This is a genomic window from Pseudomonas sp. SJZ131, assembly GCF_007828705.1.
Taxonomy (GTDB): domain Bacteria; phylum Pseudomonadota; class Gammaproteobacteria; order Pseudomonadales; family Pseudomonadaceae; genus Aquipseudomonas; species Aquipseudomonas prosekii.
The window spans coordinates 1,188,983-1,214,835 of sequence record NZ_VIVC01000002.1 but is presented as its reverse complement, the minus strand read 5'-3'; the positions used below and the strand labels follow the sequence as shown (position 1 = coordinate 1,214,835).

Below are 25,853 nucleotides of genomic sequence, written 5' to 3'. Positions count from 1 at the left end.
GAAATCCCCTGCGGCCCTGGATTTTTAAACGGCGACTGCCGACTCTTCAAGGAAGTCCTGAGCAAAACGCTGCAACACGCCGCCCGCCTCGTAAATCGACACTTCTTCAGCCGTGTCGAGACGGCAAGTCACCGGCACTTCCACACGTTCGCCATTCAGACGATTGATCACCAACGTCAATTGCGCACGCGGTGTGCGGTCGCCGATGACGTCGTAGGTTTCGCTGCCGTCGATGGCCAATGTGTGGCGATCAGTGCCCGGCAGAAACTCCAGCGGCAACACGCCCATGCCGACGAGGTTGGTGCGGTGAATGCGCTCGAAACCTTCGGCGGCAATCGCCTCGACGCCGGCCAGCCGCACGCCTTTTGCCGCCCAGTCGCGGGACGAGCCCTGACCGTAATCGGCGCCGGCAATGATGATCAGCGGTTGCTTGCGTTCCATGTAGGTTTCGATGGCTTCCCACATGCGCATGACCTGGCCTTCCGGCTCGACGCGGGCCAGCGAACCCTGCTTGACCTTGCCGTTTTCCTTGACCATTTCATTGAACAGTTTCGGGTTGGCAAACGTCGCGCGCTGGGCGGTCAAGTGGTCGCCACGGTGGGTCGCGTAAGAGTTGAAATCCTCTTCCGGCAAGCCCATTTTCGCCAGATATTCGCCAGCGGCGCTGTCGAGCATGATTGCGTTCGACGGCGACAAGTGGTCGGTGGTGATGTTGTCCGGCAGCACCGCCAACGGGCGCATGCCTTTGAGCGGTCGGGCGCCGGCCAGCGCGCCTTCCCAGTACGGCGGACGGCGGATGTAGGTGCTCATTTCGCGCCAGTCGTACAGCGGCGTGACTTTCGGGCCGGTGTCTTCATGGATGGCAAACATCGGAATGTAGACCTGGCGGAACTGCTCCGGTTTGACCGAGGCTTTGACCACCGCGTCGATTTCTTCGTCGCTCGGCCAGATGTCTTTCAGGCGGATTTCCTTGCCGTCGGCGTCGAGGCCGAGCACGTCTTTTTCGATGTCGAAACGGATCGTCCCGGCGATCGCGTAAGCCACCACCAATGGCGGCGAAGCGAGGAACGCATTTTTCGCGTACGGGTGAATCCGTCCGTCGAAGTTGCGGTTGCCGGACAGCACGGCAGTGGCGTACAGGTCGCGGTCGATGATCTCTTGCTGGATCGCCGGATCGAGCGCGCCAGACATGCCGTTGCAGGTGGTGCAGGCGAACGCGACGATGCCAAAACCGAGCTGTTCCAGCTCATCCGTCAGGCCGGCTTCATCAAGGTACAGCGCGACGGTTTTCGAGCCCGGCGCCAGTGACGATTTGACCCACGGCTTGCGGGTCAAACCGAGCTTGTTGGCATTGCGCGCCAGCAGGCCGGCGGCGATGACGTTGCGCGGGTTGCTGGTGTTGGTGCAACTGGTGATGGCGGCGATGATCACCGCGCCGTCGGGCATCTGGCCCGGCACTTCGGTCCACTGCCCGGAGATGCCTTGCGCAGCCAAATCGGTGGTTGCGACCCGCGCGTGCGGGTTGCTCGGGCCGGCCATGTTGCGCACCACCGAAGACAAATCGAAGCTCAAACCACGCTCGTATCGCGCGCCTTTGAGGCTGTCGGCCCACAGGCCGGTCGTCTTGGCGTAGGTCTCGACCAACTGCACTTGCTCGTCTTCGCGGCCGGTGAGTTTCAGGTAATCGATGGTTTGCTGGTCGATGTAAAACATCGCGGCGGTGGCGCCGTATTCCGGGGCCATGTTGGAGATGGTCGCGCGGTCGCCGAGGGTCAGCGCCGAGGCGCCTTCGCCGAAGAATTCCAGCCAGGCGCCGACGACTTTCTGTTTGCGCAGGAACTCGGTCAGCGCCAGCACCATGTCGGTGGCGGTGATGCCCGGTTGCAGCTTGCCCGTCAGCTCGACGCCGACGCTTTCCGGCAGACGCATCCACGACGCGCGACCGAGCATCACGCTCTCGGCCTCGAGGCCACCGACGCCAATGGCGATCACGCCCAGCGCATCGACGTGCGGCGTGTGGCTGTCGGTGCCGACGCAGGTATCGGGGAACGCCACGCCGTCGCGCACTTGGATCACCGGAGACATTTTCTCCAGGTTGATCTGGTGCATGATGCCGTTGCCCGGCGGGATCACATCAACATTCTTGAAGGCTTTTTTGGTCCAGTTGATGAAGTGAAAACGGTCTTCGTTGCGGCGATCTTCGATGGCGCGATTTTTCTCGAACGCCTCGGGATCAAACCCACCGCGCTCGACGGCCAGCGAGTGGTCGACGATCAATTGTGTCGGCACCACCGGGTTGACTTGCGCCGGGTCGCCGCCCTGCAACGCAATGGCGTCACGCAGGCCGGCGAGGTCGACCAGCGCGGTCTGGCCGAGGATGTCGTGGCAGACCACGCGCGCCGGGAACCACGGAAAATCGAGGTCGCGTTTGCGCTCGATGAATTGCTTCAGGGAATCGGTAAGCGTGGCCGGGTCACAGCGACGCACGAGGTTTTCCGCGAGCACGCGGGAGGTGTACGGCAGGCTGTCGTAGGCGCCGGGCTGGATCGCTTCGACCGCCGCGCGGACGTCGAAGTAATCCAGAGCGGTGCCGGGCAGCGGTTTGCGGAATTCAGTGTTCATCAGGTCAGGACTCGGTCACGGTAAGTGCAAAGGGTGGGGCCGATCTGAATCCGATCCTGTAGGAGCGAAGCTTGCTCGCGAAAGCGGTCTATCTGTCGACATCAATGTTGAATGTCGGTCCGTCTTCGCGAGCAAGCTTCGCTCCCACAGGGGTATCGGCGTTCGCGTCGGCCCTCTCCCGATCAGCGTTGTTCGATTGGCACGAACTTGCGCTGTTCGACGCCGATGTATTCGGCGCTCGGGCGGATGATGCGGTTGTTGGCGCGCTGTTCGAACACGTGCGCGGCCCAGCCGGTCAGGCGCGAGCAGACGAAAATCGGCGTGAACAACTTGGTCGGAATGCCCATGAAGTGGTACGTCGACGCGTGGTAGAAGTCGGCGTTCGGGAACAGTTTCTTCTGCTCCCACATGGTTTTGTCGATGGCTTCCGACACCGGGAACAGCACGGTATCGCCCACTTCGTCCGCGAGTTTCTTCGCCCAGCCCTTGATCACCTCGTTGCGCGGATCGTTGTCCTTATAGATCGCGTGGCCGAAACCCATGATCTTGTCTTTGCGCTCAAGCATGCCGAGCGTGCCTTTGATCGCCTCTTCCGGCGACTTGAAGCGCTCGATCATCTCCATCGCCGCTTCGTTGGCGCCGCCGTGCAACGGGCCACGCAACGAACCGATGGCAGCGGTGACGCAGGAATACATGTCGGACAGGGTCGACGCGCAGACGCGCGCGGTGAACGTCGAGGCGTTGAATTCGTGTTCGGCGTAAAGGATCAGCGACACGTTCATCACTTTGACGTGCAGGTCGCTCGGCTTCTTGTCGTGCAGCAGTTGCAGGAAGTGCCCGCCAATTGTCTGTTCGTCGGTCACGCAATTGATGCGTTTGCCGTCGTGGCTGAAGCGATACCAGTAACACATGATCGCCGGGAACGCGGCCAGCAGCCGGTCGGTGACGTCGTGTTGGGCGGCGAAGTCTTTCTCCGGTTCGATGTTGCCGAGGAACGAGCAACCGGTGCGCATCACATCCATCGGGTGGGCGTCGGCGGGGATGCGCTCCAGCACTTCTTTCAGCGCTTGCGGCAGGTCGCGCAGCTTGCTCAGTTTGCTGATGTAGTCAGCCAGTTGGGTTTTGCTCGGCAGTTCGCCGTACAGCAGCAGGTAGGCGACTTCTTCAAATTGCGCGTCCGCCGCCAGTTCGCGAACGTCGTAGCCGCGATAGGTCAGGCCGGCACCGGATTGGCCCACGGTGGACAGTGCGGTTTGCCCGGCAACCTGGCCACGGAGCCCGGCGCCACTGAGTACTTTTGCTTCGGCCATTGCTGTCTCCAGTTTTTCTTGAATTTGTTGGGAATCTGCAATTTCTTCAAAATTTGCATCGAACTTTGTAGCAGCTGTCGAGCAGCGCGAGGCTGCGTTCGGCTGCGAAGCAGTCGTAAATCCTGACGACGCGTTACACCTGGAAAATCGCGTCGCCTGACTGGCGAATCCTTCGGCCTCGAACGCAGCCTCGCGGGCTCGGCAGCTGCTACAAAAACGTGTTCATTTGCAAAATTGCCTTGTCGTTACTTCTTGGCGGCGAACAGCGCATCGAGCTTCTGCTCGAACGTGTGGTAGTCGATGCGATCGTAGAGCTCCATGCGCGTTTGCATGGTGTCGATCACATTCTGTTGCGTGCCGTCGCGGCGGATCGCGGTGTAGACGTTTTCCGCAGCCTTGTTCATCGCGCGGAACGCCGACAGCGGGTACAGCACCAGCGACACGTCGGCAGCGGCGAGTTGCTCGGTGGTGTATAGCGGCGTCGCGCCGAATTCGGTGATGTTGGCCAGAATCGGCGCTTTCACGCGGTTGGCGAACAGCTTGTACATGTCCAGTTCGGTGATGGCTTCCGGGAAGATCATGTCGGCGCCGGCCTCGATGCACGCGGCGGCGCGATCCAGCGCGGATTCCAGGCCTTCGACGGCCAGCGCGTCGGTGCGCGCCATGATCACGAAGCTGTCATCGGTGCGCGCATCGACGGCGGCTTTGATCCGGTCGACCATTTCCTGCAACGACACGATCTCTTTATTCGGACGATGGCCGCAGCGCTTGGCGCCGACCTGGTCTTCGATGTGAATCGCCGCCGCGCCGAACTTGCTCATCGATTTGACGGTGCGCGCGACGTTGAACGCCGAGGAACCGAAACCGGTGTCGACATCGACCAGCAGCGGCAGGTCGCAGACGTCGGTGATGCGGCGCACGTCGGTGAGCACGTCATCCAGGCCGGTAATGCCCAGGTCCGGCACGCCGAGGGAGCCGGCAGCCACCCCGCCACCCGACAGGTAAATAGCCTTGAAACCGGCGCGCTTGGCCAGCAGCGCGTGGTTGGCGTTGATCGCGCCAACCACTTGCAGCGGATGTTCGCTGGCGACCGCATCGCGGAAACGCTGGCCTGGAGTGCTCTTGTTGGAACTCATGACTCACCTCGTTCAGTGGCTGTCTTATTGTTGGCGCCGTCCTGGTAATGACGGGCGATATTGCGTTTGGAGGCGCCGATGTGGCGGCGCATCAACAATTCGGCCAGTTCACCGTCACGGTCGGCGATGGCGTCGAGAATTCGGTGATGCTCGGCAAACGCCTGGCGCGGGCGGTTGGGCGTGGTGGAAAACTGGATGCGGTACATGCGCACCAGTTGATACAGCTCGCCGCACAGCATCTGCGTCAGCGTGCGGTTGCCGCTGCCCTGGATGATCCGGTAATGAAAGTCGAAATCGCCTTCCTGCTGGTAATAACCGACGCCGGCCTGAAACGCCGCATCGCGCTCGTGGGTTTCGAGAACCCGGCGCAGCTCGTCGATTTCTTCAAGGGTCATGCGTTCGGCAGCGAGGCGACAGGCCATGCCTTCGAGGGATTCGCGGATTTCGTAGAGTTCCAGCAGTTCGGCGTGGCTCAGTGACACCACGCGCGCGCCGACATGCGGCACGCGCACCAGCAGGCGCTGGCCTTCGAGGCGGTGGATCGCTTCGCGCAACGGCCCGCGACTGATGCCGTAGGTGCGCGCCAGCTCGGGCTCGGAGATTTTGCTGCCCGGGGCGATCTCGCCTTTGACGATGGCCGCCTGAATGCGCCGGAAGACATTCTCGGAAAGTGTCTCCGAATCGTCCTGCACCATCACCGGGGGATCGAGTTGATCCAGCATATTGTCGACACCTTGAAAGCTGATGCGGCAAAAACTAGCGAATACGACCCTTGGAGTCAAAGGATAAATGGGTATTGTCGACAATCGTCTAATAACCGCGTGCGCCATAACGAAGTGGCACTGTCGGTTATAGCCCCCTGCCAGCGCTGGCGCCATAAAACCACCGTGCTAGAATGCCGGCCGCATTTGTTTGTCATCTGCATCTGCACGGCTTGTCATAAATAGCTGATAGGCATACGAGGGAGCTTGCGCAGTGATGCCAGGGCCTTGAATCGAAAAACGGACCTCCGCGCACCAGGATTTATGAGACTCAAGCCCTTCGCCACATTTTTATCCCTGCTCTTCCTGCCCGGCGTTGCCGCTGCGGGAGAGAAAACCGTGTACGGCCTCAACGAATACGCTGCGCTGGATGGCATCGACCTCGAGGTCGCGGCCAAACTCGACACTGGGGCAAAAACCGCTTCTTTAAGTGCACGCGACATCAAACGTTTCAAGCGCAATGGCGAATCGTGGGTACGCTTTTACCTGGCGATCGACACCGCGCATTCGCACCCGATCGAACGACCACTGGCGCGCGTCAGCAAAATCAAGCGCCGGGCCGGTGACTACGACCCGGAAGAAGGCAAGAAATACACGGCCCGCCCGGTCATCGAACTGGATATCTGCATGGGTTCGGCATTACGCAGCATCGAAGTGAACCTGACCGACCGCAGTGCCTTCCAATATCCGCTGCTGATCGGCTCCGAAGCGCTGAAACGCTTCGACGCGCTGGTCGACCCCAGTCTTAAATACGCTGCTGGCAAACCCGCCTGCGCCACCGACGCACATACCGCAGAGTAATTCCAATGCGCTCTATCACCCTCCACCTGAAAATCCTCATCGCCATCCTGGTGGTGCTGGGCATTTCAGTTACGGCCTATCAGATCTTCGTGCTCGGCATCCCCGTGACCGAAGACGCCACGGACGACCTGTGGAACATCGACGCCAAGGTCGAGTTCGTCGCCAGCGCCAAGGACCCGGTCAAGATCCAGATGTTCGTACCGCCGTTGAGCCGCGACTATGTGAGCCTGAACGAAAGCTTCATTTCGAATAATTACGGCGTTGCGGTAAACCGCGTCGATGGCAACCGCAAGGTCACCTGGTCGGCGCGTCGGGCCAAGGGCAATCAGACGCTTTATTACCGTCTGGTCCTGACCAAGCGTTACACCGGCGAAAAAGCCAAAATCAAAGGCCCGACTTTCCGCGACAGCATTGCCGTCGAAGGCGCAGAGAAGGTCGCCGCCGAAGCCCTGCTCGCGCCGATCCGCCAACACTCCGCCGACGTCGAAACCTTTATTGGTGAGGCGATCAAGCGGGTCAACAACGTCAACGATGACAACGTGAAACTGCTGCTGGGCGGCGATCCGTCGAGCGGGCACAAAGCCAAGATTGTCGAACTGGTGCTGTCGATCGCCCACGTGCCGGTGGAAAAAGTCCACACCATCCGCCTCGTTGCCGACCAACCGCAAACCCCGGAATTGTGGTTGCGCAGCTTCAACGGCACCGATTGGTTGTACTTCAACCCGGAAACCGGCGAACAGGGCCTGCCGACCGACCGCCTGCTGTGGTGGACCGGCGATGAAAACCTGATCACCGTCGATGGCGGCAAGAAAGCCAACGTGACCTTCAGCCTGAACAACAGCGAAATGAACGCGATTCGCCTGGCCAAGCTGACCGACGAAAACACTGACGCCAACTTCCTCGAATACTCGCTGTACGGCTTGCCGCTGCAAACCCAGCAGACGTTCATGATCATGGTGATGATCCCGATTGGCGTGCTGGTGATCCTGATCCTGCGTAACCTGATCGGCCTGCAGACTCTCGGCACGTTTACTCCGGTGCTGATCGCCCTGGCGTTCCGCGAAACGCAGCTCGGTTTCGGCATTGTGCTGTTTACGATCATCACCGCGCTGGGGCTGTCGCTGCGTTCCTACCTCGAGCATTTGAAGCTGCAAATGTTGCCGAGGCTGTCGGTGGTGCTGACGTTTGTTGTGGTGCTGATCGCGGCGATCAGCCTGTTCAGCCACAAACTCGGCCTCGAACGCGGGTTGTCGGTGGCGCTGTTCCCGATGGTGATTCTGACCATGACCATCGAACGCCTGTCGATCACCTGGGAAGAACGCGGTGCCGGGCATGCGATGAAAGTGGCGATTGGTACGCTGTTCGCCGCGTCGCTGGCGCACCTGATCATGAGCGTGCCGGAACTGGTGTACTTCGTGTTCACGTTCCCGGCGATTCTGCTGATCCTCGTTGGCTTCATGCTGGCCATGGGTCGCTATCGCGGCTATCGCCTGACCGAACTGGTGCGTTTCAAAGCGTTCCTCAAGGCTGACTCGTAATGTTCGGTTTCTGGAAGACCTGGAAGGCCTTGGAAGCCCGGGGCATCATGGGCATCAATCGGCGTAACGCCGACTATGTGCTCAAGTACAACAAGCGCAGTCTGTACCCGATTGTCGATGACAAGATCATCACCAAGGAACGCGCGCTCTCCGCCGGCATCAACGTGCCGGAGATGTACGGGGTGATTTCCACCGAGAAAGAAATCGACAACCTCAATGACATCATCGGCGGTCGCAGCGATTTCGTGATCAAACCGGCCCAGGGCGCTGGCGGTGACGGCATTATCGTCATCGCCGACCGTTTTGAAGGCCGCTATCGCACGGTGTCGGGCAAGATCCTCAGCCACGAGGAACTTGAGCACCATATATCGAGCATCCTCACCGGCCTGTATTCGCTCGGTGGCCACCGCGACCGCGCGCTGATCGAATACCGCGTTACGCCGGACCAGATCTTCAAAAGCATCAGTTACGAAGGTGTGCCGGATATCCGCATCATTGTGTTGATGGGTTATCCGGTGATGGCCATGTTGCGCTTGCCGACGCGGCAGTCGGGCGGCAAGGCCAACCTGCACCAGGGCGCCATCGGCGTCGGTGTCGATCTGGCCACCGGCCTGACTCTGCGCGGCACCTGGCTGAACAACATCATTACCAAACACCCGGACACCACCAACGCGGTGGATGGCGTGCAACTGCCCTACTGGGACGGTTTCATGAAACTTGCGGCGGGTTGCTATGAGCTGTGCGGCCTGGGTTACATCGGTGTGGACATGGTGCTCGATCAGGAAAAAGGCCCGCTGATTCTTGAACTGAACGCGCGGCCGGGGCTGAACATCCAGATTGCCAACGATTGCGGCCTGACGCTGCGCACCCACGCGGTCGAAGCACGGCTGGAAGAGCTGAAAGCGCGTGGAGTGGTCGAGACGGTTGAGGAACGGGTAGCGTTTGTGCAGGAAATGTTCGGGCATATTCCACCGGTTGAGGGTTGATCGTCCACGATCACCCAGATGCTTTTGTGGCGAGCGAGCTTGCTCGCGCTCGGCTGCGCAGCAGTCGTAAAACCGGCTGATGCGGTCTGCCTGAAACTATTTAGGTGAATGGTTTTGGGGCTGCTGCGCAGCCCAGCGCGAGCAAGCTCGCTCGCCACAGGATTCGCGCCAGTCGCTGCCGGCCTACTCAACACCGACATCCCCTCTAGGAGCAAATCCTTCAGGGGACTACAATCGCCACCCCGCCTCGATGGCTGATACGCCCCGCCCATGTTGACCTGTTCCGTACACCCACTGCCCTATCGCAGCAACCCCGCCGACTACTTCGCGGCGATTCGCCATGCTCCCGGCGCCGTGCTCCTCGACAGCGGTCGGCCGACGGCGGATCGCGGGCGCTTCGATTTGCTCAGCGCCTGGCCGCTGCAACAACTGGCGGTATTGCCGGACGAAAGCGGTGGCGATTTCCTGCAACGGTTGCGCAGCCAACTGACGGCACTCGGCGCAGCGTCTGTCGCGGATGAACTGCCGTTCGCCGGCGGTCTGATCGGTTACCTGAGTTACGACTTCGGCCGTCATCTGGAACACCTGCCAAGTCAGGCGCAGGACGACTTGCACTTGCCGGATGCGCGATTTGGTTTGTATGACTGGGCGTTGATCAGCGATCACCTGCGCATGACCAGCCAATTGGTGTTTCACCCCTCGCTGCCCGCCAGCGAACGCCAGCGCCTGATCGACCTGTTCAGCCAGCCTGTGGATAACCAAGTCGCGCCGTTCAAACTGCAAGCGCCGATGAACGCCGACCTCAGTGCTGACGACTATCGCCAGGCGCTGGAGCGGATTCAGCAATACATCCAGGCTGGCGATTGTTATCAGGTGAACTTCGCCCAACGGTTCCGCGCCGAGTGCGCAGGCGACCCGTGGGCCGCTTATTGCGCACTGCGAGAAGCCTGCCCGACGCCGTTTTCCGGGTTTCAGAGTCTGCCCGATGGCGGCGCAGTGCTGAGCCTGTCGCCCGAACGTTTCGTCAAAGTCAGCCAACGCCAGGTTGAAACCCGCCCGATCAAAGGCACACGCCCGCGCGGCGTGACCCCGGCCGAAGACGCCGCTAACGCCGCCGAACTGCTGGCCAGCCCCAAGGATCGCGCGGAAAACCTGATGATCGTCGACCTGCTGCGCAACGACCTTGGCCGCACCTGCCGCATCGGCTCGGTGCGGGTGCCGGAGTTGTTCAGCCTCGAAAGTTATCCAAACGTGCATCACTTGGTGAGCAGCGTCACCGGCGAATTGGCCGAGGACAAGGATGCGCTTGACCTGATCGCCGGCAGCTTCCCCGGCGGTTCGATTACCGGCGCACCGAAGATCCGCGCGATGCAGATCATCGATGAACTGGAGCCGACCCGGCGCGGTTTGTATTGCGGTTCGCTGCTGTATCTGGACGTGCGCGGCGAGATGGACAGCTCCATCGCCATCCGAAGTTTGCTGGTCAAGGATGGGCAGGTGTGTTGCTGGGGCGGCGGCGGGATTGTCGCGGATTCCGAGTGGCAGGCCGAATATCAGGAATCGATCACCAAAGTGAAAGTGCTGCTCGATACGTTGCAGAACCTCTAAGAGCTTCGCGGGCAAGCCTCGCTCCTACGGGTTTTGCGGCGTTTGATCGTTCCCACGCGTGGGAACAATCAATCCTGTGGGAGCAAGGCTTGCCCGCGAAGGCGCCCTCGAAAACGCCTACAAACTCAAAGCGCGATTGGAGGCCTTGAGGAATTCCTGCTTCAAATCCGCAAAACTGTGCACCGCCGGGAATTGCGGAAACTCGCGAATCACGTTGTCCGGCGCGTGGAACAGAATCCCCGCATCGGCCTCGCCCAACATCGTCGTGTCGTTATACGAATCCCCCGCCGCGATCACTCGGTAATAAAGGCTCTTGAACGCCAACACCGACTGGCGTTTGGGGTCTTTCTGACGCAGCTGATAACTCGTCACCCGGCCGCTGTCATCAGTAATCAGCCGATGGCAGAGCAACGTCGGGAAACCCAATTGACGCATCAGCGGCTGGGAAAACTCGTAGAAGGTGTCCGACAGAATTACCACTTGAAAGCGCTCGCGCAGCCAGTTGACGAACTCGACGGCGCCGTCCAGCGGTTGCAGGGTGGCGATCACTTCCTGAATGTCGGACAGCTTCAAGCCATGCTCGTCGAGAATGCGCAGGCGCTGCTTCATCAATACGTCGTAATCGGGAATGTCCCGAGTGGTGGCCCGGAGTGATTCGATCCCGGTTTTTTCCGCGAAAGCGATCCAGATTTCCGGGACCAGCACACCTTCAAGATCCAGACAGGCAATTTCCACAAGACACTCCCATTTGTAGTGATTATTGAGTCGAGCGAGCAAAAGGACTGCCGAACTCTAGCGACTCGCACGAGGCTGCGCAACGCAGAGGGCGCGCCAGCGGCACCGGGTTTTTGTTACCATCGGCGCCATATAGAGCGCCCAGCGCCACCGACCTGTAGGAAGCCGCCCTGATGAGCCCATCGTTCGATGTCGTGGAACTCGCCACGACCTATGCCAATAAATCCGCCCAGGACATCCTCAAACTCGCCTTTGCCGAGTTCGGCGATGAACTGTGGATATCTTTCAGCGGCGCCGAAGACGTGGTGCTGGTGGACATGGCCTGGAAGCTGAACAAGAACGTCAAAGTGTTCAGCCTCGACACCGGCCGGCTGCACCCGGAGACCTATCGGTTCATCGACCAAGTGCGCGAGCACTACAAGATCGACATTGAACTGGTGTCGCCGGACTACACGAAACTTGAACCGTTCGTGAAGGAAAAAGGCCTGTTCAGTTTCTACAAGGACGGCCACGGCGAATGCTGCGGGATTCGCAAGATCGAACCGCTGCGGCGCAAACTTTCGACTGTCCGCGCCTGGGCCACCGGCCAGCGCCGCGACCAGAGCCCCGGCACCCGCAGCGCCGTCGCGGTGCTGGAAATCGACACCGCGTTCTCGACGCCGGAACGCACGCTGTACAAATTCAACCCACTGGCGCAGATGACCAGCGAAGAAATCTGGGGTTACATCCGCATGCTCGAGCTGCCATACAACAGCCTGCACGAGCGCGGTTTTATCAGCATCGGCTGCGAGCCCTGCACTCGCCCGGTATTGCCGAACCAGCACGAACGCGAAGGCCGCTGGTGGTGGGAAGAAGCCACGCAGAAAGAATGCGGGCTGCATGCGGGGAATATCATCAGCAAGTCCAAGGTGTAAACCAACCCTCGCGCCATCCCCCGTAGGAGCAAAGCTTGCTCGCGATAGCGGTATAAAGGTCGACATCGATGTTGAATGTCAGTCCGGTATCGCGAGCAAGCTTTGCTCCCACGTAAATGTGTACACACAACTGTCACCATCGGTGCCATTTATGTGTGCACTTTTCCTTTCAGCGCCCTGAAAAGTTACACAACTCCTCCCTGACTCCCTCAGTCATCGTTTCCCGAACACCCCGCCAAAAAATAAATACCTGTTCAATCGGTCAATTTATATCGCCTTTTTTTCAACCACTTATCGTCAATCGATAACCATTCGAAATGAGCAGCGTTTTTCATAGATCCTGAACTGGCATAGATCTGGCTTAAGTGCATACATGTTTTGTATACAATCACCGACAAGACATACCCACACTTTCGATCCGCAAGCCTGAAGCGCCCTATCCCGTACAGGCTGCAGATGCCCCGTAACCAATGATGCTTATTGCCCGCGACGAAGATTTGTCGAGCCGACGCTCACGCACAGTCATCGCGATGCCAAGCTTCAGGAGCCTGCCGGAATGCGTACTAGCCTCTCCAATAACAACATCGCGCTGGATCTGCCCTCCTCGTCCCCCATCCTCGACACCCACAACCAACCCGTGGTCCTCAGCCCTCGCCTGCACAACAAAGACCTCGCGCCGACCAAGGCTGAAGGCCGGCGTTGGGGGCGTTACAGCATTTTTGCGCTGTGGACCAACGACGTTCACAACATCGCCAACTACTCGTTCGCCATCGGTCTCTACGCGTTGGGCCTCGGCGGCTGGCAAATCCTCCTGTCGCTGGGGATCGGCGCGGCGCTGGTGTACTGCTTCATGAACCTGTCCGGTTACATGGGGCAGAAAACCGGCGTGCCGTTTCCAGTGATCAGCCGGATCAGCTTCGGCATCCACGGCGCGCAAATCCCTGCACTGATCCGCGCGGTGATCGCCATCGCCTGGTTCGGCATTCAAACGTACCTGGCGTCAGTGGTTTTTCGCGTGCTGCTGACCGCCGTGCATCCCGGATTCGCCGATTACGACCACAACTCGATCCTCGGCTTATCGACGCTGGGCTGGATCTGTTTTGTCGCGATCTGGTTGGTGCAACTGGCGATCCTCGCGTACGGCATGGAAATGGTCCGGCGCTACGAGGCGTTCGCCGGGCCGGTGATTCTGCTGACGGTCGCCGCCCTCGCCGGGTGGATGTATTTTCAGGCCGACGCGACCATTGCCTGGTCGACTCGCGAGCCGCTGACCGGCGCCGAGATGTGGCGCAACATCTTTGCCGGCGGCGCCTTGTGGCTAGCGATCTACGGCACGCTGATCCTCAATTTCTGCGACTTCGCGCGTTCCTCGCCGTGCCGCAAAACCATCAAGGTCGGCAACTTCTGGGGCCTGCCGGTGAATATTCTGGTGTTCGCGGCCATCACCGTTCTGCTCTGCGGCGCGCAATTTCAGATCAATGGCCGGATCATCGAAAGCCCGACGGAAATCATCGCCTCGATCCCCAACACGTTCTTTCTGGTGCTCGGTTGCCTGGCGTTTCTGATCGTCACCGTGGCGGTGAACATCATGGCCAACTTCGTTGCGCCAGCCTTCGTCCTCAGCAACCTGGCGCCGAAATATCTGACCTTCCGCCGCGCCGGGCTGATCAGCGCGACCATCGCCGTGCTGATCCTGCCGTGGAATCTCTACAACAGCCCACTGGTGATCGTGTACTTCCTCTCCGGCCTCGGCGCCCTGCTCGGCCCGTTGTACGGGGTGATCATGGTCGACTACTGGCTGGTACGAAAAGCTCGGATCAACGTGCCGCAGTTGTACAGCGAAGACCCCAACGGCGCTTATTACTACAGCCGCGGGGTCAATCTGCGCGCAGTCGCGGCGTTTATTCCTGCAGCACTGATCGCCATCGTCCTGGCGCTGGTGCCGGGTTTCCACTTGGTGTCGCCGTTCTCGTGGCTGATCGGCGCCGGGATTGCCGGGATGTTGTACCTGATCATCGCCAAGCGCGAGGCGCATTACGCCGATGTCAGCGGCGAATGCATCGCGGTCGATAACGTCAGCCATTAACTCCCTCGCGGCCCGGCGACGTCGGGTCGCCGAACCACCCGTTATAAGGATTTCCCATGCGAATTCTCGTGGTCAACGTCAACACCACCGAATCCATCACCCAGGCCATCGCCCGCCAGGCGCAATCGGTCGCCGCGCCGGGCACTGAAATCGTCGGCCTGACGCCGTACTTCGGCGCCGATTCGATTGAAGGCAATTTCGAAAGCTACCTCGCCGCCATCGCCGTGATGGACCGGGTGATGGCCTACGACCAACCGTTCGACGCGGTGATCCAGGCCGGTTACGGCGAACACGGTCGCGAAGGTTTGCAGGAATTGCTCAACGTGCCCGTGGTGGACATCACCGATGCGGCGGCCAGCACCGCGATGTTTCTTGGCCACGCGTATTCGGTGGTCACGACGCTGGACCGCACCGTGCCGCTGATCGAGGATCGCCTGAAACTGTCTGGATTGTGGGACCGTTGCGCCTCGGTGCGCGCCAGCGGTCTGGCCGTGCTGGAGCTGGAATCCGAGCCGCAACGCGCACTGGAAGCGATTGTTCGTCAGGCGGAATTGGCGGTGCTGGAGGATAAAGCCGAGGTGATTTGCCTGGGCTGCGGCGGCATGGCCGGGCTGGACGAGCAGATCCGCCGGCGCACCGGCGTGCCGGTGGTGGACGGCGTGACAGCGGCGGTGACGATTGCCGAGTCGCTGGTGCGCTTGGGGTTGTCGACGTCGAAAGTGCGGACGTATGCGACGCCGCGGCCGAAAGCGATTATCGGCTGGCCGGGGCGGTTTGGGCTGTAGACCGCATTATCGTTCATCGCGGGCAAGCCTCGCTCCTACAGGAGCTGCGCAAATCCCTGTAGGAGCAAGGCTTGCCCGCGAAGGCCTCACCCCGATCTGCCGAACTCAAACCGCACTGAATCGCTCCCCCAACCCCCGCTCGGCAAACTGCTCAATAATGAAATCGACAAACGCCCGAGTCTTGCCCGGCAACAATTTGTGCTCGGCGTAATAAATCGAAATGTTGCCATCGTCGACATACCAATCCGGCAACACCCGCTGCAAGGTCCCGGCCTGCAGATAACCAACGGCAAACGGCAAACTTACCAGCGCAATGCCCAGACCTTGCGCCGCCGTGGCGCACGCCGCTTCCGAATCACTCATGGTCATGCGCGGCTTGAGCACCAGCGGGCTGTGTTGTCGGCTGCGGCTGGTCAATTGCCAGGAGCGCACGCGACCGGTTTGCGGCGAGCGGATCAGAATCCCGTCACAGTGCTCGAGATCGTCCGGGCCGACAATTGCCTCACGCTGCGCCAGATAATCCGCCGAAGCCACCAACACCCGATGCGCCGGGGTCAACTTGCGCGCCACCACACCTTGCGGCAACTCAAAGCCGCCGCCAATCGCCGCGTCGAAGCCCTGCCCGATCAGATCAACCTGGCGATTATCGAAATGCCAGTCCGGGTTGATCGCCGGATAACGCCGCAAGAATTCCCCGAGCAATGGCACCACGTACAAGCGCCCGAACACCGTGCCCATGCTCACCTTCAGCGTGCCGGCCGGCCGCCCTTCGGCACTGGCCAGGTTGGCCACGGCGTTCTGAATGGTGTACAGGCTGGCGCTGACTTCGCTCAAAAACAGCTGCCCGGCTTCGGTCAACGTCAGGCTGCGGGTACTGCGCTGAAACAGCCGCACGCCGAGGCGCGCCTCAAGTTTGGCGACGCTTTTGCCAACAGCGGCGGGCGTCAGACTGAGGCGCCGCGCGGCCTCGGCAAAGCTGCCGACTTCGGCGCTGCGGACGAAGCATTCGATGCTGCTAAAGTTTTCCATGGTCGCCACTATAAACTTTTGGTTTACACAGACAATCGTAATTATGGTCTACACAGGAGGTAATGCGCGGCCGATACTCGACGCCAACCACAAGGCATCCCGCCTTGAATTTCTGGAGATCGACATGACCACGCAAAATCTCAGCGGCAAAGTAGCTCTCATTCAAGGCGGATCGCGCGGCATCGGCGCGGCCATCGTCAAACGCCTGGCTGCCGAAGGCGCGACCGTTGCCTTCACTTACGTCAGCTCGAGCGCAAAAGCCGAAGAGCTGCAAAACAGCATCACCGGCAGTGGCGGCAAAGCCTTGGCGATCAAGGCTGACAGCGCCGACGCCGAAGCCATTCGCAACGCCGTGATCGCCACTGTCGAAGCCTTTGGCCGCCTCGACATCCTGGTCAACAACGCTGGCGTGCTGGCCGTCGCGCCGCTGGAAGAATTCAAACTGGAAGATTTCGACCAGACCCTGGCCATCAACGTACGCAGTGTATTCATCGCCACCCAAGCTGCCGCCAAACACATGACAGAAGGCGGTCGCGTGATCAACATCGGCAGCACCAACGCCGACCGCATGCCCTTCGCCGGTGGCGGCCCGTACGCCATGAGCAAAGCAGCGCTGGTCGGCCTGACCAAAGGCTTGTCGCGCGATCTCGGCCCGCGCGGCATCACCGTCAACAACGTGCAACCGGGCCCGGTCGACACCGACATGAACCCGGCCAACGGCGACTTCGCTGAAAGTCTGATCCCGCTGATGGCTGTCGGCCGTTACGGCAAAGTGGAAGAAATCGCCAGTTTCGTCGCCTACCTGGCCGGCCCGGAAGCGGGCTACATCACCGGCGCGAGCCTGACGATCGATGGCGGTTTCGGCGCTTGATGCGTTAAAAGCCATCCAAATGTGGGAGCGAGCCTATTCGCTCCCACTTTTTTGCATCAGGTCCATTCAAGCGCCGGCAGACCACACGCGCTCGGGGTGAATGCTTTCAACGTACGAAGAATCCCATCGGCGTGTGCGTATTTTTCATCGGCCATGGCCGCGTCCGGGATCGCAATCGCGGTCATCCCCGCCGCTTTCGCTGCGGTCACGCCAAACGGCGAATCCTCGAATACCAGGCAATCCTGCGGTGCGACACCGAGGCGGCGCGCGGCGGTCAGGAAGATATCCGGCGCCGGTTTCGCCGCGCCGACTTCCGGGTCATCGGCCGTCACGACGAAGTCGAACAGCGCAAACCAGTCACGGTGCAGGGTGGTTTTCTGGCCGAACGATTGGCGCGAAGAACTGGTGCCCACCGCAATCGGAATGTTGTTGGCCTTCAAGTGCCGCACCAGTTGCTCGGCGCCCGGCATCGCCAACGCCGAGGGAAAACGCTCGCGCATCAGCGGTTCACGGATCACCAGAAACTCTTCGGCGGTAATCGGCAAATCCAGCGCTTCGACCACGTAACGCGCGAGGTCGCCAGCGCCACGGCCAATGATGTTTTGCTTCACGCTCCAGTCGAAGGTGCGGCCATACCGTTCGACGATCATCGACGTGACTTCGGTGTAGATGCCTTCCGTGTCCAGCAACAAACCATCCATGTCGAAAATAACGGCCTTGATCGGGCCAAACGCTTTCAGTGGTGCATTCATCGCATCTGATCCGTTCTTGATGACATCCCAGGCGGCTCAGCTACGGCCATGACTCGGATCGATTAAAGGGTTCAGCAGCATAACGAGCGTGGCCCGCCTCGGGCAACCGGCAAAATTCAACGGATAAAAATCGTCATTCGCGTGCTTGCAGTCATTTAGCGATTATCCCTACAGCAATCACCTCTTTTCCTGACTTCTTTCTTGGCTGATCCAACGCAAAGTCTGGCGCTCCTGAATGCTGAGCGCGAGTGACTGCGATGTTCGACCCCAATCGACTGCTGGCCCTGAACAACACCATTGGCCTGCTGGTGGTTGCCGCGATGAACCCGCAGCAACCCGACGTCGAAAGCGTGCTCGGCGAATTCCGCCTCTGCCTCAACGACTACGAACGCTGGGCGGAAAACTTCTGGAGCGGCTGGGCGCTGGATGTCGAGCAAGTATTCAAGGTTGGCAACGATGTTCGCCTCAGCGCGCCACTGAAACCGGATAAACCCGTCAGTTCAGTGGTGGCCCAATGCAGCGCGGCCGGCTCATTGACCCTGGTGCACATGTTCGACGCCGCGCGGTTCGTGCCGATCGGCAATACGCCGGTGATGCTCGAAGCGGTGATCGCGGAACGCGACGGCGAGCTGACACTCGGCGAGACGGTCCACGAGACCATTGGCCCGAGCGGCATTCTCGAAGTTTCCGGTTGCCCACGGGGCCAGCGTTATCGCATCACCTTCTTTCCCAATGTGTCCGCCGAGCACGTCAAAACGCTTTACGCCTCCTATCAGGGCTTGCTCGACGAGCTCGAGGGCTGGCTGCGCGCGGAGTGGAGCAACCAGTTCGAGCCGCTGTGGCAAGAATTCGCCAGCGGCGGTTTTCTCGAGCGCTACGGTCGACTGCGAGAGGCCGATTGGCGCGGCGTCGGCAACTCGTTGCAAGGCGTCTGGGATGACGTGAAACAGGTCTACGAGTTGCTCGCGGACTTGCAGGCCAACAGCGAAAAATTGCTGGAATACATTTCCCAGGCTGAGCTGGATGCCTTGCTCGGCGCCTCGGCTGAAGCCATCGCCAACGGCTTGCTGGTATTGAGCGACGAGCCGCTGCTGTTTATTCACCTCGCCGCGCTTACCAGTTGGCTGAAGATGCTGCCGCCGCAGTTTGCTGCTGAAGTGGTGGCGGAAATCCGCACTGACCTGCTGATCGCCTTCCTCCTGACAATCGTCACGCGCCGACTGGGCCTGAAGCTCGGTTTGAGCGCGAAGATCCTCGGCAAGATCAAATCCCCTAGAGCGCGGCAATGGCTGGCAGCCGCGACGTTGCGCTTGAGCGAACTGAGCTCCGACTCTCGCCTCGACAGCCACGCCGCCGCGTTCAAACCGCTGGCGGTCAACGCACGCCAGGCGCCGTTGCGGCCGACACCCACGGTGCCGCTGGACATTCGCAGCTACGACGGCACGGCCCTGCGGGTGAAAAACCCCGCCGCCATCGCTCGCAAAAAATCCGACGCGCAAACGCGAATGGTCCGACAGGAACCGCGGGACGATGCGCCCGAGCAAGCGAAAAATCCCAACGGCGACAGCGCCGATTGCGCCCCGCTGACCTGCACCAACGGTTGCCCGGTTTCGATGGTCACCGGTGAAGAACTGCTGACCCTCACCGATGGCGCGCTCGACGGCGTACTGCCATTCGATTTCACCCGGTTGTATCGCACCAGCGCGGCGGAACTCGACTGCGGACTGGGCTGGGGCTGGAGCCATTCGCTGGCGCACCGCCTGGAATTCGACGGCGATAAGGTCGTCTGGATCGACCACGAAAACCGCCGCACGCCCTTCCCCCTGCCGAACATTGAACGCCCGGCGATTCACAACAGCCTCTCGCGAGCGGCGATTTATCTGGGCGACAACGCACAAGAACTGATCGTCGCAACGGCTGGCGAGACGCGGCGCTTTTATCACTTCCACAATGGCCAACTGACGGCGATCAGCGATGCCTACGACAACCGCCTGCTGATCACCCGCGATCGCATGGAGCGCATTCAACGCTTGGATAACGGCGCCGGACGCTCGCTGCTGCTCAGCTACGAACACGGACATCTGACCGCAATCGAACATCAGCTTTTTCGCCCCGCCGACACGCTGAGCGATGCCTGGCGTACCGAGCAGACGCTGGTTTCCTATCGCTACGACGCGCGTCATCACTTGGTCGAAGTCACCAACGCGGCGGGCGAAAGCGAGCGTTACGACTACGACGACCAGCACGTCATCCTCCAGCGGCAATTGGCCGGTGGCGCGAGTTATTTTTGGGAGTGGGAAAGGTCCGGCAAGGCTGCGCGATGCATCCGCCACCGCGCGACGTTTTCGCAGATGGACACCGCTTATACCTGGGATGACCAGGGCGGCGTGGTGGTGAAAAACGTCGATGGCAGCGAAGAAACTTATGTCCACGACGATAAGGCGCGACTGGTACGGCGCGTCGAGCCGGGCGGCGGCGAACACCTGAAACGTTACGACGAACAGGGTCGGTTGATTGCCGAGCAGAATCCGCTCGGGGCAATTACCCACTATCGCTACGACGACATCGGACGGCTGATCGCCTCGATTCCTCCCGAAAGTGAGCCGACGTCCTACGAATACCGTAATGGTTTCCTGCATGCGCGGCGTCGCGGCAAAGCAGTCTGGAAATATCAGCGCAACGCCCAGGGTGATGTGACCGAGGCGGCCGACCCCGACGGTCAGGTCACGCACTATCACTACGATTCTCGCGGCCGCTTGTCGTCGACCCGCTACCCGGATGCCAGTCGGCACCTGCTGGTCTGGAATGATCTTGGGCAATTGGTCGATGAGACCTTGCCGGATGGCGGGCAGCGTTATTTTTCCTACGACTCACTGGGGCGACGGGCTACCAGCAAGGACGAACATGGCGCGATCACGGCCTATCGATGGGACGCCGTTGGCCGACTGATCCAGACCACGCTTCCTACAGGCGCCACGCGCGCATTCAGTTACAACGCCTACGGCAAGGTGACGGCTGAGCAGGACGAACTCGGTCGCATCACCCGTTACGAATATGCCGACGACCTGCATCTGGTCAGCCGCCGAACCAATCCCGACGGCACGCAACTGAGTTACCGCTACGACAATGCGCAGCTGTTGCTGACGGAAATCGAGAATGAGTCCGGCGAGAAATATCAGCTGGATTACACGCCTGACGGATTGATCCGACAAGAAAGCGGATTTGATGGTCAACGCACAGCGTATGCCTACGACGCCGGCGGACACCTGCTGGAGAAAACCGAGTTCGGCGATGACGGTTCGCAGCTGATCACCGGTTATCAGCGCGATGCCTCAGGTCGATTGCTGGTTAAAACACTGCCCGATGCAAGCACTGTCGAATATCGCTACGACAGCCTCGGGCGCCTGATCAGCGTCGACGACAGTCACGATCACCCGTTGGAATTCGAGTACGACCTGCAGGACCGGCTGATCACCGAGCACCAGGGTTGGGGCACCTTGCGTTATGGCTATGACGCGTGCGGTCAGCTCAACCACATGCGCCTGCCCGACGGCAGCAAACTCGACTACCACCACGCCAAGGGTGGCGCGCTGACGGCCATCGACTTGAATGGCGCGCGGCTGACAACGCACACCTTTTCAGCTGGCCGAGAACAGCAACGCCAACAAGGTCTGCTGCTCAGCGACTACCAATACGACGAACAAGGTCGCCTCAAAGCGCATTCCGTCAGCCAACAACGCCAACCGCTGTACCGCCGCGATTATGCCTACAGCGCCAACGGCAACCTCGACCGCATCGCCGACACCCGCCATGGCCAGCGCAACTATCAATACGATGCGCTCGACCGCCTGATCCGCGTCCGTCATTCCCGCGACCACTTGCCGGAAAGCTTCGCCCACGACCCTGCCGGCAATTTGCTGATGCAGGACCGCCCCGGTGCGGCGAAAGTATTGGGCAACCGTCTGCTGATGCAGGGCGATCGGCATTACCACTATGACGCCTACGGCAATCTGATCCGCGAACGGCGCGGCACCGCGCAAAAACTCGTCACCGAATATCGCTACGACTGCCAGCACCGACTAGTCGGCGTCACGCTTCCTGATGGCCGCTGCGCCAGTTATCGCTACGACGCTTTCGGCCGCCGAATCGCGAAAACCGTCGATGGCAAAACCACCGAATTTTTCTGGCAAGGCGATCACCTGGTCGCGGAAAGCAGCCATGAACATCACCGCAGCTATATCTACGAACCCGGCACGTTCCGCCCGCTGGCCATGCTCGACGGCAAAGGCTCTCGCCAGGCCTGCCCGTTCTACTACCAACTCGACCACCTTGGCACACCACAAGAACTCACCGACTACAGCGGCGAAATCGTCTGGGCCGCCCAATACACCGCCCACGGCCGACTCACCCGCTTAAACCGCGACACCGACCAAGTGCTGGATCAACCGCTGCGTTTTCAGGGCCAGTACTTCGACGCGGAAACAGGCCTGCACTACAACCGCCATCGGTATTACAACCCGGATGTCGGGCGGTATCTGACGCCGGACCCGGTGAAATTGGCTGGCGGGGTTAATGGCTATCGGTATGCGATGAATCCGACGGGGTGGGTTGATCCGTTGGGGTTGAGCGATTGTCCGGGCGGGGATGGGTGTGATTTGCCGAGGGATGGGGGTGAGGATCCGGCGGGCAAGGTTAGGGTTGATGAGGGTCAAGTAATACTTCCTTCCCCAGCAGATGCACGCCAATATCTTTACCGTGGCGATCTGCGGCGCCCTAATGAAATTTTCGAAGAGGGCTTCATGAGTTTGGGAAAAAGCACGGACTTGTCGCTTCACGTATGGGATAACAAAAACCCGCCTAGTAATTTTGTTAGCACCTCGACCAGCTTGGAGGTAGGCGTAGATTTTGGTACCCGATTCAGAACGACAAAAGGCTTTTTGTACACGCTAAGGAATATTGAAGGCCATGATGTAAATAAGGAATTGCCTGCACACGAAATCCCATACAACTATGAAAACGAGATAGCAATCCCTAATAGGATCAAAAGTGGAGATATCATTGGTGCAACCCCACTTAAAAAAGATGGCAGCTACGTCGGCTACTCGATACCGAACCCTCGGAGAAATGATCGATGACTAGGAAAACAATAAGAATATTGATTAATGGGTGCAGTGAAACAGCTATCATTGACTATGAAGAAAAAAACCCGTGGCTAATGTTAACTTTGGGAAATGGACAAAAGCAAAAATACACAGGACAAGATATTTATGAATGCTTCGGAAAAATGATCAAAAGCTTTCCTAAAATAAGATTCTTGTGCAAGGGTGCCAAGATTAATGTACGCCCCTCTAGCATGTCGTCGCAAATGACCTCCGGAGTTATGGCGTATCAACATAATCTTGGTATAAAGGCTTCGAGGAAGGACGTGGTCAACATATTTGATTACGACGACGAAGACATAATAAATGACCCGCAACTGCAAACGGACTTTTTCTTCACATGGCTAGATTCACTTAAATAAAACATTCTTCGAGAGAAAAAAGGTTAGCAACCTACAAATATTAAATATCGAAAAATCGAGATCGCGGAATTCGATAAATAAATCCGACCGAGCGATTGGGAGAAGCAGGTCCCTTTATGGATAAGCTTTACGTAAGTAAGCGGAGACGCACTCATACTACAGCTATTTCAAATTGATCACGGACATTGCGGCCACAGAACATATTTTCACCACCGTAGAACAAGTTAAATCACAGGCTCTATAGGACTAGGCAGACAGACGAGACTTCGAAGATGAAGAACGAAGCATTAGAGTATTTAATAGGGGACTTTTTAGAACAAGTCGACAAAATTACCGCAATGCTGGAAAAAAAATTCGGTGATAGGTTCATTCTGAGATTATGGAGAACCAAGAAAATCCCCCAGAGAGGAAGTGTCAACGGCGACGTCACTTATGAGTTGCATGGTGTCGGATGCCGCGTTTACTTGTCCGAGGCGTGTATTGACTTTGATTATGGTCCCGATGGAAGGATCGACGGGTTCGATTCTTGGAGACTGTATATCTACGCAAATGAATTCCCTGACAGACATCAGCAGTACACAAAACTGGAAATCGTTAAGCGCGATCTAGATAAATACATCACTGCAGGCAAAATTAAAAGAATGCAGTGCGGAACGTCGAATCTCTACTTCAAAGACGAACAGCTGTACACGCGGTGCCCCTGATATATCAGATGACGATCACCGGACTTAGCCGCTAGACAGTTCGGGACAAGTGCGACGATACAATCAGTGCAGGACATTCTGGGGCACAAACAAAATTTGAATAGTCTTGATGAGGCTTTAGAGTCTGCGAATAACGTTGGTAACGACCGACTGGAGAACCGGAGACGATGATTAACAGAAACGAAAAATTAGAGCAGTTGATCCTCGAATTCCTCTCTAAGGTAGACGCGGCCACAGCATTACTTGAAGAAAAATTCGGCACTCGCTGCATCTTGAGACTATGGCGTACTAATAAAATCGGAAAATGTGGGACGATTATCGACGACATAACATATGAACTGCATGGCGTAGGCTGCGCAGTTTATCTACCGGACGTTTGTATAGATTTCGATTACGGCGTGGATGGAAGGATTGATGGCTTCGATGTTTGGCGACTATATCTACTGGCTTGCGAATTGCCGGATCAGGACGAAAAATATACGGACAGAAAAGTACTGACCGCAGATTTCAAGGAATATATCGCAGAAGGTAAGTTGGAAGAAATGGTCCCTTCCACGGATAAACTCTACGTAATTAAAGGGAAAAATTTTACCTAAAAACTCGAAAGCCCGGCGACTGCCGGGCTTTGCTCCACTCTGACTGAACTGTCGTTTCAACTCACTTTCCCGGATCTATCCTCCCCAGAAATAGCTGGATCAACACTCCTCTGCTCCCTATCACCCTCCGACACCTGCTCCACCCCAACCTCGTCCTCATCATCAGGCGGACGCTGGTCACGGGGCAGTGGATCCGTAGGGGACGGCAGCGGATACTCCGGCGTTTCGTCAACATCATCAACTTTCGGATCAGCGTTCATAAATCACCTCTCATGGAACTCGGCACGATCAATCAGCCGACGATCAATCCAAGTCCACATCCTCGTCTTCATACTCGGTGTTACCGACATCGCCGGCATCGTCCGAATCGTTGAGCGGTACGGTCGCGTCGTCCATCAGCGAGCCCGGATCCTCATTGCCCGGATCATTCAAATACGGGTCGCCGCTGCGGTCGCCCAGTTCCTTCACTTCGGTTGAACGTGCCATGGCCTGCCTCACATATTTCGCGGAGTGTATAAAGTTCGAGGCACCCACGAACCAAACGTTCCACCGCCAAATTGCAGAAACAAAAAACCCGGCGCCAGGCCGGGTTTTTCGCGTCACACAGCAAACATCAACGATGTTTATTTCTGTGTTTGTTTTTGTGCTTATGGCCGCCGCCAGAATGGGATTTGCCGCTGTCGGTGCCTAGGTTGTTACCAACCGCGCCACCCGCCGCGCCGCCGAGGCCTGCGCCGATGGTCGAACCGGTGGAGCCGCCCAGGCTATGGCCGACTACCGAACCGCCTGCTGCGCCGACACCGCCACCGAGTGCCGCTGCGGTGCGGCTGCCCTTCGGTGCGGCGACTGCGCCACCCGCCGCGCCGCCGACACCAGCACCAATGGCTGCGCCGGTGCTGCCGCCCATTTGCTGGCCGACCACATTACCCAGCGCCCCGCCGAGACCGCCGCCGACCGCTGCAGTGCCATCTCCGGCCGCCATGGCGCCCTGAGCGACCAACACACCTAAAAACAACGTGGACAATGTCAAACGCATGATATGAACCTCAGATTTTCCGCATCAGGGCTCGCAAGTGCATCAGCCCGCCCACACGGTAC

21 protein-coding genes are annotated in these 25,853 nt (G+C 59.0%); 11 read left to right on the top strand and 10 right to left on the bottom strand.

The genetic code is table 11. The annotated features are described in order from the left end of the window. Nucleotides 1-24: 24 nt before the first annotated feature. The 4 genes from acnD to FBY12_RS12600 all read right to left on the bottom strand — a co-directional run bounded on the left by acnD (nucleotide 25) and on the right by FBY12_RS12600 (nucleotide 5,790). Complete coding sequence (gene acnD, locus FBY12_RS12615; protein WP_145253041.1) at nucleotides 25-2,622, bottom strand: Fe/S-dependent 2-methylisocitrate dehydratase AcnD; 2,598 nt, start codon at nucleotides 2,620-2,622, stop codon at nucleotides 25-27. Nucleotides 2,623-2,804: 182 nt separating this feature from the next. Further along, on the bottom strand, nucleotides 2,805-3,932 hold the full coding sequence (gene prpC, locus FBY12_RS12610; RefSeq protein ID WP_145253040.1) for a 2-methylcitrate synthase: 1,128 nt from the start codon (nucleotides 3,930-3,932) through the stop codon (nucleotides 2,805-2,807). Between the two features lie 245 nt (nucleotides 3,933-4,177). Further along, nucleotides 4,178-5,068, bottom strand: a complete 891-nt coding sequence (prpB, locus tag FBY12_RS12605; RefSeq protein WP_092270971.1) for a methylisocitrate lyase — start codon at nucleotides 5,066-5,068, stop codon at nucleotides 4,178-4,180. Further along, nucleotides 5,065-5,790 carry a GntR family transcriptional regulator gene (locus FBY12_RS12600; RefSeq protein WP_092270974.1) on the bottom strand — a complete coding sequence of 242 codons (726 nt, stop codon included), beginning with the start codon at nucleotides 5,788-5,790 and terminating at the stop codon, nucleotides 5,065-5,067. The genes prpB and FBY12_RS12600 overlap by 4 nt, the downstream gene beginning before the upstream one ends. Nucleotides 5,791-6,093: 303 nt before the next feature. Between FBY12_RS12600 and FBY12_RS12595 the strand changes: the two genes are divergently transcribed. The 4 genes from FBY12_RS12595 to pabB all read left to right on the top strand — a co-directional run bounded on the left by FBY12_RS12595 (nucleotide 6,094) and on the right by pabB (nucleotide 10,762). Then, nucleotides 6,094-6,630 (top strand): ATP-dependent zinc protease, encoded by a 537-nt coding sequence (locus FBY12_RS12595; protein WP_092270977.1) that lies wholly within the window; start codon nucleotides 6,094-6,096, stop codon nucleotides 6,628-6,630. Between the two features lie 5 nt (nucleotides 6,631-6,635). Beyond that, entirely contained in the window at nucleotides 6,636-8,168 is a 1,533-nt protein-coding gene (locus FBY12_RS12590; protein ID WP_145253039.1) for an inactive transglutaminase family protein, read from the top strand. Next, nucleotides 8,168-9,154 carry an alpha-L-glutamate ligase-like protein gene (locus FBY12_RS12585; RefSeq protein ID WP_145253038.1) on the top strand — a complete coding sequence of 329 codons (987 nt, stop codon included), beginning with the start codon at nucleotides 8,168-8,170 and terminating at the stop codon, nucleotides 9,152-9,154. The genes FBY12_RS12590 and FBY12_RS12585 overlap by 1 nt, the downstream gene beginning before the upstream one ends. 270 nt (nucleotides 9,155-9,424) lie before the next feature. Then, complete coding sequence (gene pabB, locus FBY12_RS12580; protein ID WP_145253037.1) at nucleotides 9,425-10,762, top strand: aminodeoxychorismate synthase component I; 1,338 nt, start codon at nucleotides 9,425-9,427, stop codon at nucleotides 10,760-10,762. Nucleotides 10,763-10,879: 117 nt separating this feature from the next. Here pabB and thrH read toward each other — a convergent pair whose 3' ends face one another. Beyond that, a complete protein-coding gene (gene thrH, locus FBY12_RS12575) occupies nucleotides 10,880-11,497 on the bottom strand; it encodes a bifunctional phosphoserine phosphatase/homoserine phosphotransferase ThrH (RefSeq protein ID WP_145253036.1) in 618 nt (205 codons plus the stop codon). A gap of 173 nt (nucleotides 11,498-11,670) precedes the next feature. Between thrH and FBY12_RS12570 the strand changes: the two genes are divergently transcribed. The 3 genes from FBY12_RS12570 to FBY12_RS12560 all read left to right on the top strand — a co-directional run bounded on the left by FBY12_RS12570 (nucleotide 11,671) and on the right by FBY12_RS12560 (nucleotide 15,282). Beyond that, nucleotides 11,671-12,411 (top strand): phosphoadenylyl-sulfate reductase, encoded by a 741-nt coding sequence (locus FBY12_RS12570; RefSeq protein ID WP_092270992.1) that lies wholly within the window; start codon nucleotides 11,671-11,673, stop codon nucleotides 12,409-12,411. Nucleotides 12,412-12,967: 556 nt separating this feature from the next. Next, complete coding sequence (locus FBY12_RS12565) at nucleotides 12,968-14,497, top strand: NCS1 family nucleobase:cation symporter-1 (RefSeq protein WP_145253035.1); 1,530 nt, start codon at nucleotides 12,968-12,970, stop codon at nucleotides 14,495-14,497. A 56-nt stretch (nucleotides 14,498-14,553) separates the two neighbouring features. Beyond that, the gene (locus FBY12_RS12560) at nucleotides 14,554-15,282 is read left to right on the top strand and encodes an aspartate/glutamate racemase family protein (protein WP_145253034.1); all 729 of its coding nucleotides are present in this window, start codon (nucleotides 14,554-14,556) and stop codon (nucleotides 15,280-15,282) included. A gap of 105 nt (nucleotides 15,283-15,387) precedes the next feature. Here FBY12_RS12560 and FBY12_RS12555 read toward each other — a convergent pair whose 3' ends face one another. Then, nucleotides 15,388-16,311 (bottom strand): LysR family transcriptional regulator, encoded by a 924-nt coding sequence (locus FBY12_RS12555; RefSeq protein WP_145253033.1) that lies wholly within the window; start codon nucleotides 16,309-16,311, stop codon nucleotides 15,388-15,390. A 124-nt stretch (nucleotides 16,312-16,435) separates the two neighbouring features. On the opposite strand from FBY12_RS12555, the gene FBY12_RS12550 reads away from it, so the two are divergent. Beyond that, nucleotides 16,436-17,182 carry a 3-oxoacyl-ACP reductase family protein gene (locus FBY12_RS12550; RefSeq protein ID WP_145253032.1) on the top strand — a complete coding sequence of 249 codons (747 nt, stop codon included), beginning with the start codon at nucleotides 16,436-16,438 and terminating at the stop codon, nucleotides 17,180-17,182. 56 nt (nucleotides 17,183-17,238) lie between these two features. On the opposite strand, the gene FBY12_RS12545 is transcribed toward FBY12_RS12550, so the two are convergent. After that, nucleotides 17,239-17,934, bottom strand: coding sequence for an HAD-IA family hydrolase (locus tag FBY12_RS12545; RefSeq protein WP_145253031.1), 696 nt, complete (start codon nucleotides 17,932-17,934; stop codon nucleotides 17,239-17,241). Between the two features lie 257 nt (nucleotides 17,935-18,191). Between FBY12_RS12545 and FBY12_RS28155 the strand changes: the two genes are divergently transcribed. The 3 genes from FBY12_RS28155 to FBY12_RS12525 all read left to right on the top strand — a co-directional run bounded on the left by FBY12_RS28155 (nucleotide 18,192) and on the right by FBY12_RS12525 (nucleotide 24,755). Then, nucleotides 18,192-23,069 carry an RHS repeat-associated core domain-containing protein gene (locus FBY12_RS28155; RefSeq protein ID WP_145253030.1) on the top strand — a complete coding sequence of 1,626 codons (4,878 nt, stop codon included), beginning with the start codon at nucleotides 18,192-18,194 and terminating at the stop codon, nucleotides 23,067-23,069. Between the two features lie 658 nt (nucleotides 23,070-23,727). Continuing rightward, the gene (locus FBY12_RS12530; RefSeq protein ID WP_145253028.1) at nucleotides 23,728-24,159 is read left to right on the top strand and encodes a hypothetical protein; all 432 of its coding nucleotides are present in this window, start codon (nucleotides 23,728-23,730) and stop codon (nucleotides 24,157-24,159) included. 167 nt (nucleotides 24,160-24,326) lie between these two features. Then, nucleotides 24,327-24,755 (top strand): hypothetical protein, encoded by a 429-nt coding sequence (locus FBY12_RS12525; RefSeq protein WP_145253027.1) that lies wholly within the window; start codon nucleotides 24,327-24,329, stop codon nucleotides 24,753-24,755. A 56-nt stretch (nucleotides 24,756-24,811) separates the two neighbouring features. Here the strand turns inward: FBY12_RS12525 and FBY12_RS27870 are convergent, their stop codons facing one another. The 3 genes from FBY12_RS27870 to FBY12_RS12510 form a co-directional block, all read right to left on the bottom strand. Continuing rightward, the gene (locus FBY12_RS27870) at nucleotides 24,812-25,015 is read right to left on the bottom strand and encodes a hypothetical protein (protein WP_145253026.1); all 204 of its coding nucleotides are present in this window, start codon (nucleotides 25,013-25,015) and stop codon (nucleotides 24,812-24,814) included. 43 nt (nucleotides 25,016-25,058) lie between these two features. Continuing rightward, nucleotides 25,059-25,241, bottom strand: coding sequence for a hypothetical protein (locus FBY12_RS12515; RefSeq protein ID WP_145253025.1), 183 nt, complete (start codon nucleotides 25,239-25,241; stop codon nucleotides 25,059-25,061). A gap of 127 nt (nucleotides 25,242-25,368) precedes the next feature. Next, nucleotides 25,369-25,791: a hypothetical protein gene (locus FBY12_RS12510; protein ID WP_145253024.1), complete on the bottom strand. Its 423-nt coding sequence runs from the start codon at nucleotides 25,789-25,791 to the stop codon at nucleotides 25,369-25,371. Between the last annotated feature and the right edge of the window lie 62 nt (nucleotides 25,792-25,853).

Excerpts from the sequence above, each read along its gene's own strand:
- acnD (WP_145253041.1), bottom strand. The coding sequence starts at position 2,622 with ATGAACACTGAATTCCGCAAACCGCTGCCCGGCACCGCTCTGGATTAC.
- prpC (WP_145253040.1), bottom strand. The coding sequence starts at position 3,932 with ATGGCCGAAGCAAAAGTACTCAGTGGCGCCGGGCTCCGTGGCCAGGTT.
- prpB (WP_092270971.1), bottom strand. The coding sequence starts at position 5,068 with ATGAGTTCCAACAAGAGCACTCCAGGCCAGCGTTTCCGCGATGCGGTC.
- FBY12_RS12600 (WP_092270974.1), bottom strand. The coding sequence starts at position 5,790 with ATGCTGGATCAACTCGATCCCCCGGTGATGGTGCAGGACGATTCGGAG.
- FBY12_RS12595 (WP_092270977.1), top strand. The coding sequence starts at position 6,094 with ATGAGACTCAAGCCCTTCGCCACATTTTTATCCCTGCTCTTCCTGCCC.
- FBY12_RS12590 (WP_145253039.1), top strand. The coding sequence starts at position 6,636 with ATGCGCTCTATCACCCTCCACCTGAAAATCCTCATCGCCATCCTGGTG.
- FBY12_RS12585 (WP_145253038.1), top strand. The coding sequence starts at position 8,168 with ATGTTCGGTTTCTGGAAGACCTGGAAGGCCTTGGAAGCCCGGGGCATC.
- pabB (WP_145253037.1), top strand. The coding sequence starts at position 9,425 with ATGTTGACCTGTTCCGTACACCCACTGCCCTATCGCAGCAACCCCGCC.
- FBY12_RS12570 (WP_092270992.1), top strand. The coding sequence starts at position 11,671 with ATGAGCCCATCGTTCGATGTCGTGGAACTCGCCACGACCTATGCCAAT.
- FBY12_RS12565 (WP_145253035.1), top strand. The coding sequence starts at position 12,968 with ATGCGTACTAGCCTCTCCAATAACAACATCGCGCTGGATCTGCCCTCC.
- FBY12_RS12560 (WP_145253034.1), top strand. The coding sequence starts at position 14,554 with ATGCGAATTCTCGTGGTCAACGTCAACACCACCGAATCCATCACCCAG.
- FBY12_RS12555 (WP_145253033.1), bottom strand. The coding sequence starts at position 16,311 with ATGGAAAACTTTAGCAGCATCGAATGCTTCGTCCGCAGCGCCGAAGTC.
- FBY12_RS12550 (WP_145253032.1), top strand. The coding sequence starts at position 16,436 with ATGACCACGCAAAATCTCAGCGGCAAAGTAGCTCTCATTCAAGGCGGA.
- FBY12_RS12545 (WP_145253031.1), bottom strand. The coding sequence starts at position 17,934 with ATGAATGCACCACTGAAAGCGTTTGGCCCGATCAAGGCCGTTATTTTC.
- FBY12_RS28155 (WP_145253030.1), top strand. The coding sequence starts at position 18,192 with ATGTTCGACCCCAATCGACTGCTGGCCCTGAACAACACCATTGGCCTG.
- FBY12_RS12530 (WP_145253028.1), top strand. The coding sequence starts at position 23,728 with ATGAAGAACGAAGCATTAGAGTATTTAATAGGGGACTTTTTAGAACAA.
- FBY12_RS12525 (WP_145253027.1), top strand. The coding sequence starts at position 24,327 with ATGATTAACAGAAACGAAAAATTAGAGCAGTTGATCCTCGAATTCCTC.
- FBY12_RS27870 (WP_145253026.1), bottom strand. The coding sequence starts at position 25,015 with ATGAACGCTGATCCGAAAGTTGATGATGTTGACGAAACGCCGGAGTAT.
- FBY12_RS12515 (WP_145253025.1), bottom strand. The coding sequence starts at position 25,241 with ATGGCACGTTCAACCGAAGTGAAGGAACTGGGCGACCGCAGCGGCGAC.
- FBY12_RS12510 (WP_145253024.1), bottom strand. The coding sequence starts at position 25,791 with ATGCGTTTGACATTGTCCACGTTGTTTTTAGGTGTGTTGGTCGCTCAG.